15 protein-coding genes are annotated in these 14,868 nt (G+C 70.7%); 10 read left to right on the top strand and 5 right to left on the bottom strand.

Annotation, left to right across the window (positions count from 1 at the left end; all coding sequences use genetic code 11):
• The first annotated feature begins 319 nt into the window (after positions 1 to 319).
• Genes FH608_RS50590 through FH608_RS50600 form a run of 3 tightly spaced genes read left to right on the top strand, consistent with a single transcriptional unit; the run spans position 320 to position 2,693 of the window.
• Positions 320 to 1,465: an FAD-dependent oxidoreductase gene (locus FH608_RS50590; protein ID WP_139638372.1), complete on the top strand. Its 1,146-nt coding sequence runs from the start codon at positions 320 to 322 to the stop codon at positions 1,463 to 1,465.
• Between the two features lie 27 nt (positions 1,466 to 1,492).
• Positions 1,493 to 2,041: a Rossmann-fold NAD(P)-binding domain-containing protein gene (locus FH608_RS53660; protein ID WP_226900725.1), complete on the top strand. Its 549-nt coding sequence runs from the start codon at positions 1,493 to 1,495 to the stop codon at positions 2,039 to 2,041.
• 43 nt (positions 2,042 to 2,084) lie between these two features.
• On the top strand, positions 2,085 to 2,693 hold the full coding sequence (locus FH608_RS50600) for a TetR/AcrR family transcriptional regulator (protein WP_139638374.1): 609 nt from the start codon (positions 2,085 to 2,087) through the stop codon (positions 2,691 to 2,693).
• A gap of 497 nt (positions 2,694 to 3,190) precedes the next feature.
• Here FH608_RS50600 and FH608_RS50605 read toward each other — a convergent pair whose 3' ends face one another.
• Together FH608_RS50605 and FH608_RS50610 are read right to left on the bottom strand one after the other, a co-directional pair.
• Positions 3,191 to 4,402 carry an NAD(P)/FAD-dependent oxidoreductase gene (locus tag FH608_RS50605; RefSeq protein ID WP_139638376.1) on the bottom strand — a complete coding sequence of 404 codons (1,212 nt, stop codon included), beginning with the start codon at positions 4,400 to 4,402 and terminating at the stop codon, positions 3,191 to 3,193.
• A gap of 50 nt (positions 4,403 to 4,452) precedes the next feature.
• Positions 4,453 to 5,304 carry an SDR family NAD(P)-dependent oxidoreductase gene (locus FH608_RS50610; RefSeq protein ID WP_139638377.1) on the bottom strand — a complete coding sequence of 284 codons (852 nt, stop codon included), beginning with the start codon at positions 5,302 to 5,304 and terminating at the stop codon, positions 4,453 to 4,455.
• Positions 5,305 to 5,520: 216 nt separating this feature from the next.
• On the opposite strand from FH608_RS50610, the gene FH608_RS50615 reads away from it, so the two are divergent.
• The 4 genes from FH608_RS50615 (at position 5,521) to FH608_RS50635 (ending at position 10,473) form a co-directional block, all read left to right on the top strand.
• Positions 5,521 to 6,462: an RNA polymerase sigma-70 factor gene (locus FH608_RS50615; protein ID WP_193319106.1), complete on the top strand. Its 942-nt coding sequence runs from the start codon at positions 5,521 to 5,523 to the stop codon at positions 6,460 to 6,462.
• A gap of 285 nt (positions 6,463 to 6,747) precedes the next feature.
• Positions 6,748 to 7,971, top strand: coding sequence for a cytochrome P450 (locus FH608_RS50620; RefSeq protein ID WP_139638378.1), 1,224 nt, complete (start codon positions 6,748 to 6,750; stop codon positions 7,969 to 7,971).
• A 442-nt stretch (positions 7,972 to 8,413) separates the two neighbouring features.
• Positions 8,414 to 9,862 (top strand): FAD-dependent oxidoreductase, encoded by a 1,449-nt coding sequence (locus FH608_RS50630; protein WP_139638379.1) that lies wholly within the window; start codon positions 8,414 to 8,416, stop codon positions 9,860 to 9,862.
• Positions 9,859 to 10,473 carry a TetR/AcrR family transcriptional regulator gene (locus tag FH608_RS50635; RefSeq protein WP_139638380.1) on the top strand — a complete coding sequence of 205 codons (615 nt, stop codon included), beginning with the start codon at positions 9,859 to 9,861 and terminating at the stop codon, positions 10,471 to 10,473. The genes FH608_RS50630 and FH608_RS50635 overlap by 4 nt, the downstream gene beginning before the upstream one ends.
• A gap of 446 nt (positions 10,474 to 10,919) precedes the next feature.
• Here FH608_RS50635 and FH608_RS50645 read toward each other — a convergent pair whose 3' ends face one another.
• From FH608_RS50645 to FH608_RS50655, 3 genes are all read right to left on the bottom strand, one after another.
• Positions 10,920 to 11,966, bottom strand: coding sequence for an alpha/beta hydrolase (locus tag FH608_RS50645; protein WP_193319107.1), 1,047 nt, complete (start codon positions 11,964 to 11,966; stop codon positions 10,920 to 10,922).
• A 122-nt stretch (positions 11,967 to 12,088) separates the two neighbouring features.
• Positions 12,089 to 12,304 carry a hypothetical protein gene (locus FH608_RS53665; RefSeq protein ID WP_226900721.1) on the bottom strand — a complete coding sequence of 72 codons (216 nt, stop codon included), beginning with the start codon at positions 12,302 to 12,304 and terminating at the stop codon, positions 12,089 to 12,091.
• Between the two features lie 5 nt (positions 12,305 to 12,309).
• Positions 12,310 to 13,179, bottom strand: a complete 870-nt coding sequence (locus FH608_RS50655; RefSeq protein WP_139638382.1) for a haloalkane dehalogenase — start codon at positions 13,177 to 13,179, stop codon at positions 12,310 to 12,312.
• 74 nt (positions 13,180 to 13,253) lie between these two features.
• Between FH608_RS50655 and FH608_RS50660 the strand changes: the two genes are divergently transcribed.
• From FH608_RS50660 to FH608_RS50670, 3 genes are all read left to right on the top strand, one after another.
• Complete coding sequence (locus tag FH608_RS50660) at positions 13,254 to 13,751, top strand: MarR family winged helix-turn-helix transcriptional regulator (protein WP_139638383.1); 498 nt, start codon at positions 13,254 to 13,256, stop codon at positions 13,749 to 13,751.
• Between the two features lie 91 nt (positions 13,752 to 13,842).
• Positions 13,843 to 14,034 carry a dsRBD fold-containing protein gene (locus FH608_RS50665; protein WP_139638384.1) on the top strand — a complete coding sequence of 64 codons (192 nt, stop codon included), beginning with the start codon at positions 13,843 to 13,845 and terminating at the stop codon, positions 14,032 to 14,034.
• A 92-nt stretch (positions 14,035 to 14,126) separates the two neighbouring features.
• Positions 14,127 to 14,868: NAD(P)H-dependent oxidoreductase subunit E (locus FH608_RS50670; protein ID WP_264372973.1), on the top strand; the 742-nt coding region annotated here is incomplete at its 3' end.

Here is a 14,868-nt window from a genome sequence, read left to right on the forward strand (position 1 = left end):
CCTGAACTGCGTGACCCCGAGGCGGTGGTGGTTTCACCGCCACCGCGACACGCTGCGGCCCGACAGCATCCAGGAGCTGCGACCCGGCCCAGTACGGCACCGCAGCCACCCACGTGGCGGCTTCGCGGCCGAGCTGCAAGCGCGGGGACTGCTTGCCCACCTGGCGCTGAACCCGTACCAGCCGCAGACCGGCCGCCGCGCTGGCCCAGCCGGACCAGACCGACAGCGACAGCTGCGTCTGCCTTGGTGCGACCCAGTTGAAAACAAATCACCAATCTGTTTTCATGGACATAGACCTTTCGGAAGGGAGAGCACGCACATGCGTGTCATCATCATCGGAGCGGGGATCGCCGGACTGGCCGCGGCGCTTCGGCTGCACCAGGCGGGCTGGGAGACGTTGGTGGTCGAGCGGGCCCCGGCGCGGCGCGGTGGCGGCTACGGGGTGACCTTCGGCGGCATCGGCTACGAAGGGGCCGAGCGGATGGGCGTCCTGCCCGAGCTGAAGCGGCGCGCGTTCGTGACGCGCGAGCTGGTCTACCGCAAGCCCAGCGGCGAGCGCCGCTTCGCGCTCAGCGGTGAGACGATCGCGGCCACCATGGGCAAGAAGTCGTTCAACATCCTGCGCGGCGACATCGAGGCAGTGCTGTACGAGGCCGTCGAGGAGCACGCCACGATCCGGTTCGGCACCACGATCACCGCCGTCGAGCAGGACGCGGACACGGTGCGCGTCACCCTCAGCGACGGCACCACCGAGCGCGCCGACCTGCTCATCGGCGCCGACGGGCTGCACTCGGCGACGCGGGCACTGGTGTTCGGCCCGGAAGAGGACTACCGCCTCGACCTGGGCCACCGGGTCGCGGTCTACATGATGAAGGAAAGGCCGCAGGGCCTGCTCCCGGAAACGACCGGCTCGATCAGCTCGGGCGGTCGCACGTTCGCGATGATGAGTGTTGGCGATGGCCGCACGGCCGCCTTCTTCGGCTACCGCACCGAGGGCGGCCGGGCGCAGGCGTCGCTGGAGGAGCTGCGCGAGATCTATGGTGACATGGGCTGGCTGGTTCCCCAGGCCCTGGAGGGCTTGAAGACCGCCGATTCGGTCTACTTCGACAGCATCAGCCAGATGGTGGTCGACCGGTGGAGCAAGGGCAGGGTCGTGCTGCTCGGCGACGCGGCGTGGTGCGTGACGCTGTTCGCCGGCTACGGCTCCTCGCTGGCCGTCGGCGGAGCCGACCGCCTCGGCGCCGCGCTGGAGCGGCACGGCGACGACGTCCTGGCCGCGCTGGCGGAGTGGGAGGCCGAGCTGCGGCCGGAGGCGGAGAAGAAGCAGAAGCTCGGCCGCCGGGTGAAAGGTGTCTACGCCCCGCGCAACCCGCTGCTGCTGGAGCTGACCCAGCTTCCGCTTCGGCTGTCGTCGTGGGGGCCGGTGCGCCGGATGGTCGAGCGCAAGTTCCAGCTGGCGGGCTGACAGGACACCGGAATGCGCGTACTCGTCATGGGCGGAACCCACCACGTCGGGCGCGCCGTGGTGGAGGTCGCGCTGCGGCGCGGCGACACCGTCACCACGCTCAATCGGGGGCTGTCGCGCCCACCCGCACCCGGGGTGGAAGCGCTGATCGCCGATCGCACCGACCCAGGCGCGGTACGGCGGGCGCTGGGCGATCGCTCCTGGGATGCGGTGATCGACACCTGGGCGTGGGCGCCGCGCGTGGTTGGTGACAGGCCCGGCTGCTGGCCGGCCGGGCCGGGCATTACGGCTACGTCTCCAGCCGCGCCGTCTATGCCTGGCCCTGGCCTGCCGGGGCCGGCGAGAACGCGCCGCTCGTGGCGGGCGATCCCGGCAACCAGGACGGCACCGGCGGAGCGTTCAACCTCGCCGGGCCGGCCGGGCTCACCCTCCGGCCCCTGCGCGAGACCCTGGCCGACACCTGGGCATCGCCGCAGCGCGAAGACGATCCCGCTCCTCGCCCTGACACCCTGTCCCCTCAACCCGGCTCAGGAGCAGCACGTCCTGGAGCTGGCGCGGTCTCACCACGCAACGTGAAAACATTTGATCGGTATGTTTCGACCATCGGAAGGTGCACCTCATGCCTCCCGCCTTCTCGGCAGCGGAAAAGACGCGCATCACGCGGCTGCTCCTGGACAACGGCCTGCGGTTGTTCACCACGCAGGGGCTGCGTAAGACCTCACTGGAGGACCTGGTCGCCGGGACGGGGATCGCCAAGAGCACCTTCTATGCGTTCTTCGACTCCAAGGAGGCGCTGTATCTGGAGCTGATGCTCGCCCAGATGGCCGAGGTCAAGAGCCGAGTGATCGACGGGGCGTTGTGCAAGGAGCCTGACACCCGCGCCGGACTGCGCGCCTTCCTGCACGCCACGCTGGCCGAGCTCGAGGGCAACCCCCTCTACGGCAGGCTGATGACCCACCCCGAAGAGATGGAGGCGGTGGTCAGGAAGCTGGAGCCCGAGCGGGTGACCTCCGCCCCGGACAACCCGGTCACCGCGCTGGCGGCCTACCTGGCCGAACACAGCGACGACCTCGCCGCCGACGACCCGGAGGTGATCGTCGGCGTGCTGCAGGCCGTCCTCATGATGCCGCTGCACCGGGACCGGCTGGCCAGCCCGGATCTGTACCCGAAGATCCTCAACCGGCTCATCGACATCGTCACCTCCGGCCTCATCCGGCCAGAGCGGTGAGATCGGGGCGGTGCTCCGCGTCAGGTGACCGGCAGCACCACGGCCGACGTCGGCTGGTGTCGTGGTGGACCTGCTGGTCGGCTACGCGCATCACGCTCGCGACCCGTACCCGGATGCGGTGGCCGCGCTTGAACCGGTGGGAGACGGGCGCGAGTTCGATGTCGGCCCCTCCCCTCGATCGGCTGGGACGGGGTGGAGCTCCTCCGCTGTCGTCAGAGGTCGAGGAACCCGAGCAGGACCCATTCCTGCGAGCCGTAGCCGTTCGGACGAGCCTGATGCTGGCCCGTCGGATCCGTGTGGTCCCCGGGACCGCAGTCCACGTTCCGGTTCCTGACGGGGCCTGTGAGGCGGTGGTCTGCTCCCTGATGCTGTGGCCTTCCTGCCTCCTGATCCGCTGCCGGTGGTGGGGCCGGCCGGCACCGGCCCGGCCTCGAACCGGCTGGTGCCGAAGCGATCCGTGGCGGTGCCGTCCGTGCGGACCACGCCCCATGAGGCGGCTACGCGAGCGTCTTCGCGGCTGTCATGTCCGGCGCGGCGGACAGGCGGTGTCTGCGCTTGGGCAGGCCGTAGGTGGGGTGCGAGGTGGCCCACAGCGACATCTTGAGGATGCCTGCCTTGACCCGTGAGGGCTGCCGGCCTCCCTGGTACTTCGGCTTCGCTCGCCCTTCGTCGTCGATCAGCTGCAGGATCCCGTCCCGCCGCCCGAGGCTGATGTGGTTGTAGGTGTAGATCAGCTTGGTGTTCACGATCGTGCGTCCGGTCAGGCGTCCGACGATCGCCTCGATGGCCTGCCGGCCGGTGTAGCCGGCCGACGCGCAGGACATCGGCAGCGGCCGGCCGTTGTCGCCGATGGCGTGGACGCTGTCACCGACGGCGTAGACGTTCGGGTGCGAGACCGACCGCATGGTGCGGTCGACGACGATCCGCCCTTGCCCGGTGACCTCCAGCCCGCCGGCGGCGGCGATGGGGCTGATCGCGAAGCCGGCCGTCCACACGGTCGCGTCGGATGCCAGGGCGGTGCCGTCGGCACACAGCACCCGCGTGGCTTCGACGGCTTCGACGCTGGTGTGTTCCAGGACGGTGACGCCCAGCCGGTCGCAGGCCTGGCGCAGGTGGTCGCGGGCTCCGGTGGAGAGCCGGGCGCCCAGCTCGCCCCGGGCGATGAGTGCCACCGACAGGCCGGGCCGGGATTCGGCGATCTCGGTGGCGGCCTCGATGCCGGTCAGCCCGTCGCCGACGATCACCACGTTGCCGCCCTTGCCCCGCCTGTCCAGGCTGTCCAGGCGGGCGCGCAGGCGCAGCGCCGAGGGCCGGGCGGCGACGTCGAAGGCGTGCTCGGCCGCGCCGGGCAGACTCTCGACGCCGCCGCGGCTGCCGAGCGCGTAGACCAGCGTGTCGTAGCCGAGCTCGCCTCCGCCGCCGGGGACGCCGTGGGCGGGGGCCATGGCGACGACCTGGCGCTCGGGGTCGACGGCGGTGACGCGGGCCAGGCGCAGCCGTATCTCCGTCCCGGCGAAGACCTCGGAGAGTTGCGGGGCCTCGATGTCCCGTCCGGCCGCGAGCTGGTGCAGCCGCATGCGCTGGACGAAGTCCGGCACGGCGTTGACCACGGTGATCTCGGTGTCTTTCGGCGACAGTCGGCGGGCCAGGTTACCGGCCACGTAGGCTCCGGCGTAGCCGGCGCCGAGGACGACGATGCGGTGCTTCATGTGGTGCTCCTGTCGGTTGGCTCGCTCTTGATGAGTCGGTTCGGATCGGGTCACCGATCTTCTTGGTCGAGGCTGCCGTGAGCCTCCGCCGAAAGGTCCTGCCAGTCGGCCCAGGTCTTGAGCCGGTCGGCGTAGACCTGCTGGAGCATGGGGTAGAAGCCCTGCCCGAACAGCACGCGCAGGGGCGGTTCGGCGGAGTCGACGATCTTGAGGAGTGCCCGGGCCGCGGCGGCCGGGTCGCCGGCGGGCTGCTTTCCCGCGAACGAGGCGATGCGCCGGCGAAGGCCGTCGTAGATGGGGTCGGGTTCGGCCAGGTGGCCGTTGGCGAGCGGGTCCGGGTTCTTGCCGTCCCGGGTGGCGAAGCCGCCGGGCTCGATCACGGTCACCTTGATGCCGAAGCCGGCCACCTCCTGGGCGAGGGATTCGTTCAGGGCTTCCAGCGCCCATTTGGAGGCGCTGTAGGCGCCGCTCAGCGGCATCGCCATGAGCCCGGCCGCCGAGGACAGCTGGATGATGTGCCCCGCACCCTGCTCGCGCAGGTGGGGCAGCGCTGCCTGGATCACCCACAGCGCGCCGAACAGGTTGGTCTCCAGCTGGTCGCGCAGGTCCTGTCCGGTCAGCTCCTCGACGGCGCCGACCTGGGCGTAGCCGGCGTTGTTCACGATGACGTCGAGACGGCCGAAGTGCTCCCTGGCTCGCTTCACGGTTTCGAAGACGGCGGCCTTGTCGGTCACGTCCAGCTCCAGCGCGAGCACCGCCTCGCCGTAGGCGGAGACCAGTTCGCCGAGGCCGGCGGTGGTCCGCGCGGTCGCGGCCACCTTGTCGCCGCGTGACAGGGCGGCCTCGACGAAGTTGCGGCCCAGGCCGCGAGATGAACCGGTGACGAACCAGACCTTGCTCATGATGGCGTTCCGTTCTTTCTGTGGTGGCGGTCGCAAGGCGAACACGCGTGGAGTGGCGTGCCGCGGCGTCCTGATGCCCATGAGGCGCCGGCGCCCCGGATTGCGTGACAGTGTGGTCATGTGACGTGTGTCACTGGTCATAGGTGTCACACAGCTGTGATGACCGGCGCCTTATGGGTGGAGCAGGAGTTGAGAGCGACAAGGCAGGAGCCGGTCATGAACGAGCGCAGCGAGCCGACGACGGACACAGGTGAGCCGCCTGCTCAAGGCGCCCGCATGGACTCGGCCACCGAGACGTTCGTCGCCCACCGCAATCTGCTGTTCACCGTCGCCTACGAGATGCTCGGCTCGGCCGCCGACGCCGAGGACGTCCTGCAGGAAACCTGGCTGCGATGGATGCGGATCGACCTGGGGCAGGTGCGCGACCAGCGTGCCTACCTGGTCCGGATCACGACCCGGCGGTCGCTGGACCGGCTGCGTACCATGAGGCGCCGCAAGGAGACGTACGTCGGCCCGTGGCTGCCCGAGCCGCTGCTCACCGCGCCGGACGTGGCCGAGGACGTCGAGCTGGCCGAAAGTGTGTCGATGGCGCTGATGCTCGTCCTGGAGACGCTGTCGCCGACCGAGCGGGCCGTGTTCGTGCTGCGTGAGGTCTTCGACGTCGGCTACGAGGAGATCGCGGCCGCCGTCGGCAAGAGCCCGGGCACGGTCCGCCAGATCGCGCACCGCGCCCGCCGGCACGTCGATGCCCGCCGCCCGCGCGAGGCGGTCTCTCCCGGCGAGGCCCGGACGGCTCTGGAAGCCTTCCAGCGGGCCCTCGACACCAGGAACCTGCAGGGCCTCCTTGACGTGCTCGCCCCCGAGGTGGTCCTGATCAGCGACGGCGGCGGCATCAAGCAGGCCGTTCCACGGCCGATCATCGGCGCCGACAAGGTGGCCCGCTTGATCGTCGACGGCCTCGGCAAGGCCGGCGTCGCCCTCACCGGTGAGGCCACCGTGGTCAACGGCAACCCGGCACTCCTCCTCCGCGTGGACGGCGAAATCGACGGCGTCATAGCGGTCAGGGTCGAGGACGCCCGCATCACCGGCCTCTACTACGTCCGCAACCCGTGGAAGCTGACCCGCATCGGATCCGAGACCTCACTCACGCTGAAGTAGCCCGGCAGTCGCCGCGCCGTGGTCACGACCGACGCGACAGTGCGGAGCATCCCCAGCTCGCGCCGGCCCGGCGATCACCACCGGTACGAAGGTCGCCGTCCGTGACCTCGTCGCCGTGCCGGCCGGACGACGCTCGGGGAAGCCGCCGCATCACCGGCGACGAGCCGGCCCGCGACCTCGAAGCGGCCCGAGCCTGACGACGGCCCAGCCTGCGCGGGGCCGGTGTCGATCCCGCCCGAGGCCATCACGAACTCCACCACACCTACGAGTATTGGAAGGTCCTTCATGACGAAGAGTGTCGCCGACGAACTCGCCGGCCTGCGGTTGCCGGTCGAGCGGAGCTGCCCCTTCGCCCCGCCAGCCGCCTACGAGCAACTGCGCGAGCAGGCGCCGATCAACAGGATCCGCCTGAAGAGCGGCGGCGAGGCGTGGTGGGTGTCCGGGCATGAGGAGGCCCGTACCGTCCTCGCCGACCCCCGCTTCTCCTCCGACAAGCGCAAGGAGGGTTTCCCGCTCTACACCCTCGACGCGGCGACCCTGCAGCAGCTCCGTAGCCAGCCGCCGCTGATGCTCGGCGTGGACGGCGCCGAACACTCCGCGACCCGCCGTCCGGTGATCAGCGAGTTCACCGTCAGGCGGCTGGCCGCGCTGCGCCCGCGCATCCAGGACATCGTCGACCGCTTCATCGACGACCTGCTCACCACTGACCAGCACCCCGTCGACCTGGTGCAGGCGCTGTCCCTGCCGGTGCCGTCCCTGGTGATCTGCGAACTGCTCGGCGTTCCCTACACCGACCACGACTTCTTCCAGAGCCGCACCACCAGGATGGTGAGCCGGGCCTCGATGGAAGAGCGCCAGCGGGCCTTCGGCGAGCTGCGCGCCTATATCGACGACCTGGTCACCCGCAAGGAGTCCGAACCCAGCGACGACCTGTTCGGCCGGCAGATCGCCGGCCAGCGGCAGAAGGGCGACCTCGACCACGCGGGCCTGGTGAGTCTCGCCTTTCTGCTGCTGACCGCCGGACACGAGACGACCGCGAACATGATCTCGCTCGGCGTGGTCGGGCTGCTCACCCATCCGGAGCAACTGGCCCTGATCAAGGCCGACCCCGGCAGGACGCCCTTGGCCGTGGAGGAGCTGCTGCGCTACTTCACCATCGCCGACGGGGTCACCACCCGCATCGCCATCGAGGACGTGGAGATCGGCGGTGCGCGCATCAGGGCCGGCGAGGGCGTCGTCGTCTCCGGCCTGTCGGCCAACTGGGACCCGATGGCATTCAAGGACCCGGCCGAACTCGACATCGAGCGCGGAGCCCGCCACCACCTCGCTTTCGGTTTCGGCCCGCACCAGTGCCTCGGCCAGAACCTGGCCCGCATGGAACTGCAGATCGTCTTCGACACGCTGTTCCGCCGTATCCCCAACCTGCGGCTCGCCGTACCGGTCGAGGACGTTCCGTTCAAGAACGACGCCGTCGTCTACGGCGCCCACGAACTCCCCGTCACCTGGTGAGCAGGACATGATGCGGATCACAACCCACACCGACCCCTGCGTCGGCGCCGGCCAACGCGTCCTGACCGAGCCGGCCGTCTTCGGACAAGACGCGGCCCCCTGTTGACCGATCACCTCGACGACCAGCACGCCGCACGGGCGCGCCACGCCGTCGCTCTGTGTCCATCCCGAGCCCTCTCGATCCTGCGGGAGTAGGCACAACCCGGGGTGTACTACGCGCCCGCGCGCCTGTGGTGGGTGACGCTCCAGACGGAACGTTTTCTCCCTCGCCCATGTGTCGCGGGCGCCGGGCCCGCCGGTGCACGTCGGATCGCTGCTTTCGCGATGGCCGAGGTCCTCGGCGACTCCAGCCTGCGCAGGCGTCAGGCGCGATCGCTGGACGCTCCGGCATTCCATGGGTATTTTGTTTACGAAACGGGTTCGTAAATATTTGAGGTGAGCCGTGGAACCTGATGTCCTGGTGGTCGGAGCCGGACCGGTAGGCCTGGCGCTGGCATGCGCGCTGCTCCAGCACGATGTCTCGGTACAGGTGGTCGACAAGGCGCAGGGCCCGGCCACCACCTCCCGGGCCAACTTCGTGCACGCACGCGGCTCGGAGGTCCTCGACCGGCTCGACGCTCTCAGCGGCCTGCCCGAGGAGTCGGTGCGGGCCATGGCCATCACCACGTACGCCGGCGACCGCCCGATGATGCGCATCCGGTTCGGCGACCCCGGTCTGGACACCGCCGCTCCCCCGATGGTCATCTCCCAGGCCCGCGTCGAGGCGCGGCTGCGCGAGCGGCTGGCCGAGCTGGGCGGCCGGCCGGAATGGGGCTCCGCCCTGGTGGCCGCCGACCAGGACGCCGACGGCGTCACCGCCGTGCTGGGCGACGGTCGTACCGTACGAACGCGCTGGCTCATCGGCTGCGACGGGACCAGCAGCACCGTACGCAAGCTCGCCGGCATCGGCTTCCCCGGCGTCAAGGTCAGCGAACGCTTCCTCCTGGTCGACGCCCACCTCGACACCACGCTCGACCGTTCCGGCACCAGCGGCTGGGTGCACCCCGAGGGCATGCTGGGCGCCATGCCCATGCCCGGCGACCAGTGGCGGCTGCTCGCCTACGACCCGCAGTTTCGCGACGACAAGCCGTCCGAGGAGCAGATCGTCGAGCGCATGCGCCGCATCCTCCCCGGACGCACCAGCAACCTCGGCGGTCGGCTGCTGGAGGCGTCCTGGGCATCGTTGTTCAGCGTGCACCGCCGCCTGGCCGACACCTACCGGCGCGGGCGGATCCTGCTGGCCGGGGACGCCGCGCACGTGCACGCCCCGTTCGGCGGGCAGGGCATGCTCACCGGCATCGGCGACGCCGAGAACCTCGCCTGGAAACTCGCCCTCATCGTGCACGGCCTGGCGGGCGAGCAACTGCTCGCCACTTATCAGACCGAGCGCCGCCCGCTGGCCACCCAGGTCCTGCGCGGCAGCACCGCCACCACCAAGATCAACATCGCCTCGGGCCCCGTCGGCCGTTTCCTGCGCGATCACGTTCTGGTGCCGGTCTTCAACATCGGACGGCTGCAGCGCTGGGCCACGTACACCACCTCCCAGCTCTGGGTCAGCTACCGGCGCGGCCCGCTCGGCGGGCGCGGCCCCCGGCCGCGGCCCGGCGACCGGATACCGGACGTGGCCTGCGAACGCGCCGACGGCACCCGCACCCGGCTGCACGCCGAGCTGCGCGGACGCTGGGCGGTCCTCGGCGACCGCGACCTGTTCGAGGCCGCCCGGCGGCGGCTCGGCGACCGGGTCGTGCACCTCCGTCCGACCGGCCCGCTGCCCGCTATGCTCGTACGCCCGGACGCCCACCTGGCCTGCAAGGGCGACCCCACCCGCTGGCTGGACGGAGCCCTCGCTTGACCGACCGCCGAGGACGCGGACGCCCCCGCGACCCCGAGACCGACGCCGCGATCCTGCGCGCCGCGCTGGAGCTGTTCATCGAACGCGGCGTCGAGGGCACCAGCATGGAGCAGATCGCCAAACGGGCCGGCGTCGGCAAGCTCACCGTCTACCGCCGCTGGAGCACCAAGGAGGACCTGATCGCCCAGGCCGTCGAGCAGACGGTCAGCGCCGACCTGGTCCCCTCCCCCGGCGACATCGAGGCGCTCGACCTCCACGAGATCATCGAAGGCGTCATCGAGGTGGCGGCGCGCATGACGGCGACCCCGGCGTTCCGCGCCCTGACCGCCCGGATGATGGGATCGGCCGTCAGCCACCCCGAGCTCATGGCCGTCTACTGGAAGCACCACATCCTGCCGCGCCGCGACCTGGCCACCGCCATGCTGCGGCGCGCCCAGAGGGACGGCACCGTGCCGCCGGACGCGGACCTGGACGTGCTGATCGACATGATGGCCGGCGCGGTGACGTGGCGCGTGCTGCAGCCCGATCCGCCGGACGCCGCCGGAATGCTCGACTTCCTCAAGGCCGTCTACCGGCAGGTGGGGCTGTACCGGCCGTCGCCGGAAGCCTGACCGGGGCCTGCTTCGTTCAACCTGCCGGCCAGGGCGAACGCGGAGCCGCTGAGCCCGGCGAAGAGCAGGAAACCGGCCATCTGGTGAACGCGGCCTGCCGCGGTGACGATGTTCGCCATCTGCAGAGTGGTACGGGCCGGAGCCGGCGGGGCGACATCCGCAGCGCGCCGGCTACGGCTCCTTCGCCTCGTTCGACGACCCGGACGGCAACCGGTGGTTCCTGCAGGAGATCATTGAACGGCTGCCCGGCCGCTGACGCATGTGAGACCTGATGTGGTCCCACGCCATCGGTGCCACCGTGTAGCCGGATCTCGGCCGTCAACCACGTCGAGGGCCATCGTGGCAGCCGATCCCGGTGAGGCCCGCGCCCCCCTTGCCCGAGGATGACGTGGAAGTGGCTCAAGGGGAGAACCGGGAGTTGCGCCGTCGCCGCCGGGATCCGTCGTTCAGATACTCCGGTCGAGCCAGTTCAGCACCTTGGTGTAGGCCGCGGGAGCGCGACGGTGCAAATTGATCGCGTGGCCGACATCGTCCAGCACCACGGCGTCCACTCGGGGCGCGGCCGGGTAGAGCGGCCGTTCGTCCGCCGCGAGGGCCGCCGGCGAGGTGCAGTCGTTGGCATCGGCGGCGCAGACCAGCCGGTCGCGCTTGCCGACGACGAACAGCACCGGCACGCGAATCGCCTCTGTCACGCCGGGTGCGCCGGCGTCGCCGAGCGAGAAGAGCTCGCTCATCGTGTTCGTTTCTTTCGTGGCGCTGTCGCGCGCGATGACCTGAGGGTCAGCACCCGGCACGTAGTACATGACCGCGGGCCGCTGCTCGTCCTTGACCGTCACGTAGCCGTCGTCACCCGGTGGGACTTGCGCGGCCAGCCGTGGCACCTCGCTCACCGGCTGGCCGTACCGTCCGGCAAGCTCCGCACCGCTCGGCGACACCCGGTGCGCGTTGCCCGTCAGGATCAGCGCGTCCGCGGCCTGGAAGCGGGACGCGGCGAACTTCGCCACTTCAGAGCCGAAGGAGTGCCCGACGAGCACCACCTCGGCGAACGCCCGAGGGCCCGCCTTGCCCGTCCGCAGCGCCTGCGCCACCTGTGCGATGGTCAGCGCGTTGGACTGCAACGTCACCTCCTTGCTCGCCGGGTGCGAACTGCGTCCGACGCCGATGCGGTCCAGGTTGAACGTCGCGTAACCGGCCTGGTTCGCCCGCTTGACGTAGGAGTAGTGGTGGGTGCGGTAGGGGAAATCCCAGTAGACATGGCTGTAGTTCAGGCCGTGGATCAGCACCTGGACGGTTGAGGCGGCACGGCCCGCGGGCGTGCACAGTTGCCCCCAGATCCGATGACTCCGAGGCTGCCCAGCGGCGATCGACACGGGTACGGTGACGTCCCGGCAGCGCGCGGCAGGGGTGGACGCGTCGGCGCCGGCAGGGGTGGCGGTCACCGAACCGGCCAGCAGACCGGCCGCGGTGGCCGCGAGGAGGATGCGGTGGAGCACAATGGTCCCTTTCGTGGGAAGGTGGGTCACGGTCGCAGAACCGTCTTTCGGGTGGTGGCGCGCGGGACGAGCGCCATCTTGTCGGGGCCGCCCGCGACGCCGACGAAGGTCGCCCCGGCGGCCTACGCCGCCTGCGGCAGGAGGGTTCCGATTCCTCCGGCGGCCGCGGTGACCAGGACGACGTCACCGGAGACCGGGCTCGCGAGTTCGAGGATCGCCAGGGTCGTCCTGCCGGTGCCGACCGTGGCCACGGCGGCGCCGGGGGGATGGGGATCGGGCGCCTTCTCCGGCCGCGGTTCCTCAGGGCCGCCGGACGCGTGCTGCCTGATCGCTCGCATCGTGCTCAGCCCTCGCCGCGCAGGTTGTGCCTGACCAGCCAGGCGAGCAGCGAAGCGGCGATGGCCTCGGGCTGGTCCTCGGGGGTGTGATGGCCGGCGGGCCCGTGCATCACGATCTCCAGGGCGGACACGTGGGCGGCGCACCAGTCGAGGGTCTCCTTACCCATCATCGTGCTCGGGCCGGGTTCGAAGGCGAGCAGGAGCTTGGGCACGTCCGCGCTGTCGGCCAGCCACTTGCCGTAGGCGGTGATCCTGGCCACGACATCGGCCGGCTCTCCCTCCAGGGGCATAGCCCGCGGCCACTGCAGCAGCGGCAGCCGGCTCTGCCTGGTCGGGTAGGGACGGCGATAGACCTCGTGGTCCTCCTCGCTCAGTCCGCCGGCGATGGTGGACGGCAGCGCCTTTTCGATGAACGCGTTCTGGTCGAGGACCATGGCCTCGCCCACACCGGGCGTACGTATGGACTCGAACAGCGAGCGGGCGCCGGCGGGGAGGTCCTCCCAGGACATCGGCCTGGTGATCGTCTCGGTGAACGCGATGCCCCGGACCCGTCCGGGATGGCGTGCGGCCCAGTCGAAGGCCAGGGCGCCGCCCCAGTCGTGACCGACCAGCACGACCTGATCGAGACCGAGCGCGTCGAACCACGCGTCGAGGTAACGCGCGTGATCGTGGAAGGTGTAGGCGATGTCAGGCTGGCCCGACTCCCCCATGCCGATGAGGTCGGGCGCCAGGCACCGGCCGGATTCGCCGACGGTGGGCAAGATGTGTCGCCACAGGTACGACGAGGTGGGGTTGCCGTGCAGGAAGACCATCGGAGTCCCCGCGCCGACCTCCCGGTAGAAGATCGTGGAATCAAGAACATGGGCAGTGGGCATGGCAGGCCTCTCTGCGAAGATGGCATACTAGACAGGCACCTGACCATATTAGAACTAGACAGGTGGCTGTCAATATGAGCCGAGATCCGTCCGCCAAGCGCCTGCGGCTCGCCCTCCTCCTTCGCCTCCTCCACCGCGAATACGCCCATGAGATCGAGGTGTCCCTCGCGGAGGCGGGCTTCGGCGACATTCGATCGGGGGATGCCAAGGTGTTCCCGTTCGTCCCGCCCGAGGGAATAGCGGTACGCGAGCTCGCCGTCCGGACCGGCGTGCGCAAGCAGACCATGGCACAGTCAGTCGACCAGCTGGAACGCGCCGGTTATCTGGACCGCCGCCCGAATCCCCGCGACGGCCGGTCACGGTTGATCGTCCTCACGGAACGGGGAAGGGCGGTACGACCGGTGGCGGCGAGCGTGGGAGACAGGATCGAGCGGCGGTGGGCCGAGCTGACCAGTCCAGAGGAGTTCGAGACCCTCCGCGACCTCCTGCACCGCCTGCTGGACCGCATCGGACAGGCGGACCCCGACGCGGCCGCCCGCTTGACGTCGCTCGACGACAGTCATCTCGACTGACCCCAACCGTGCACGGTGCGGCGGGTGTCGTGCGGGCGCAGGGTGCGCGGTGGAGGGTGCGCGGTGGAGGGAGCGGTGTGCGGCCTGAAGAATGACCGCCGAGGCCACGCCCTTCGCCGGCAGCGACCGGACATCGCCGGTCGGCGCCCCCGAGATCGGGGACGAGCCGGCGGTTTCACGAGCGCCGGCCGATCTGGCCGGGAAGCTCGCTGCCGTGACGCGACGCGACATGGCCGAGGTCGCGAGCTGCCCGACCGGCAGCCACCCATGGGGTGTCCGATAATAGGAAAACGGGCATGAAGAAACTCGTGAAGCACCACTTTCGATGCGTTTCGCGCCCTCGCTGAGCGCCGCGGGCAGCCAGGTGCGCGCCTGATCGAGGCTCTTGCGGAGGCCGCCTCGGAGCAGGCGGAGGGGCCGGAGGGCTGGGCACCGGAGGTGGCCGGCCGGTTCGGGCTGCCGGCAGCGGCAGGGTTGGGGCCTGCCACCTTCTACGCCGACCTGGCCACCCCGCATGGGGCTCGCCAGGTGCGGGTGTGCACGGCCACGGCGTGCTTCGCGGCGCAGGCAGGCCGGCACCTGCCCGCCATCGAAGACGCCCTCGATGTCGGAGCCGACGACGATCCGCGTCACGGTGCCGGCGTCTCCTTGCGAACGGTCCGCTGCCTGGGCTACTGCTATGCGGGGCCGGCGTGCCTGGATGGCGAGATCCCCTGTGTCGGCCCGGACATCGCCGGCCAGGTGGCCGGCCTCGTGGGACGGCGCGCCCCCTCCATCCCGGCGGCCGATGCCACCGGGCAGCCGGTCGTGCTGGCCGGGATCGTGGCGGGTGAGGCGCCGTGGCGGACCTGGACGGAGACCGTCGTCGGCCGGCACTCGCCGGAGCAGGTCCGGTCCGAAGTCGCCGCCTCCGGACTGCGCGGACGGGGCGGCGCAGGGTTTCCGGTGGCGGCCAAGTGGGCGGCGGCGGGCGGCTCGCCGGAGACCGTCGTGATCGCCAACGGCGACGAGGGCGACCCCGGCTCGTACGCCGACCGGCTGCTGATGGAGGTCGATCCGGCACGGGTGCTGGAGGGCCTGGCGCTGGCCTGCTTCGCCTGCGGGGCACGTCGTGGCC

This window comes from Nonomuraea phyllanthi, from assembly GCF_006334985.2.
Classification (GTDB): Bacteria; Actinomycetota; Actinomycetes; order Streptosporangiales; family Streptosporangiaceae; genus Nonomuraea; species Nonomuraea phyllanthi.

What these genes read in the sequence shown, in the direction of transcription:
- FH608_RS50590 (WP_139638372.1), top strand. Translation starts at nt 320, where the DNA reads ATGCGTGTCATCATCATCGGAGCGGGGATCGCCGGACTGGCCGCGGCG.
- FH608_RS53660 (WP_226900725.1), top strand. Translation starts at nt 1,493, where the DNA reads ATGGGCGGAACCCACCACGTCGGGCGCGCCGTGGTGGAGGTCGCGCTG.
- FH608_RS50600 (WP_139638374.1), top strand. Translation starts at nt 2,085, where the DNA reads ATGCCTCCCGCCTTCTCGGCAGCGGAAAAGACGCGCATCACGCGGCTG.
- FH608_RS50605 (WP_139638376.1), bottom strand. Translation starts at nt 4,402, where the DNA reads ATGAAGCACCGCATCGTCGTCCTCGGCGCCGGCTACGCCGGAGCCTAC.
- FH608_RS50610 (WP_139638377.1), bottom strand. Translation starts at nt 5,304, where the DNA reads ATGAGCAAGGTCTGGTTCGTCACCGGTTCATCTCGCGGCCTGGGCCGC.
- FH608_RS50615 (WP_193319106.1), top strand. Translation starts at nt 5,521, where the DNA reads ATGAACGAGCGCAGCGAGCCGACGACGGACACAGGTGAGCCGCCTGCT.
- FH608_RS50620 (WP_139638378.1), top strand. Translation starts at nt 6,748, where the DNA reads ATGACGAAGAGTGTCGCCGACGAACTCGCCGGCCTGCGGTTGCCGGTC.
- FH608_RS53665 (WP_226900721.1), bottom strand. Translation starts at nt 12,304, where the DNA reads ATGCGAGCGATCAGGCAGCACGCGTCCGGCGGCCCTGAGGAACCGCGG.
- FH608_RS50655 (WP_139638382.1), bottom strand. Translation starts at nt 13,179, where the DNA reads ATGCCCACTGCCCATGTTCTTGATTCCACGATCTTCTACCGGGAGGTC.
- FH608_RS50660 (WP_139638383.1), top strand. Translation starts at nt 13,254, where the DNA reads ATGAGCCGAGATCCGTCCGCCAAGCGCCTGCGGCTCGCCCTCCTCCTT.
- FH608_RS50665 (WP_139638384.1), top strand. Translation starts at nt 13,843, where the DNA reads ATGACCGCCGAGGCCACGCCCTTCGCCGGCAGCGACCGGACATCGCCG.